The following is a 600-nucleotide window of genomic DNA, read 5'->3' as shown; positions in this document are numbered from 1 at the left end:
AATGAAGAACGCGATACTAAGAAGTCGTAACGACGGTTAGATTCTTTATCCAATACTTTTGCGTATATCGACGATAACACAACGCCAACTTAACGACTTCCTCTGCAATCATCAGTGCATACACGTACTTAAACTCCCAACCAAGAACAAACGCAGCGATTGCACAAAGTGGTAAGCCTGTCATCCACATGGCGATAAAGTCCATGCGTAAGCAGAATACGTTGTCGCCACCAGCTCGAATAATCCCGTTAATGATGATCATGTTCAACATACGCAACCAAATCGCGCAGCACAAAATCATCACCGCAGGGGCTGCGAGTGGGTAAAGCTCAGGGTTGTCCAAATTCAATGCTGCAATGATCAACTCACGATTAAGAAGCAACAGTGCGCCGATGGAAATACCAAACACAAAGACTGCTTTGATAAAGAATTTTGCCATGTGCTCAGCTTGCTCAAAGGCATCACGCCCCAAGGATTGACCAATCATCACAGAGCATGCCACAGAGATCCCAAAGAAAATCGAGTAACAGAGTGATTCAAATGGGCCGAGCATACTAAACACCGCCAATTCGGTTGTCCCCATGTGGCCAAAAATCATCT

At 45.2% G+C, this 600-nt stretch carries 1 protein-coding gene; it reads right to left on the bottom strand.

Annotated elements, in window-relative coordinates; translation table 11 throughout:
• Positions 1–16 precede the first annotated feature (16 nt).
• Positions 17–600 (bottom strand): MATE family efflux transporter (locus R7190_RS28895; protein WP_318138070.1); only part of this gene is annotated, 584 nt, incomplete at its 5' end.

This window comes from Vibrio sp. 1078-1, from assembly GCF_033340475.1.
This window is presented reverse-complemented; position numbering and strand designations above follow the sequence as displayed.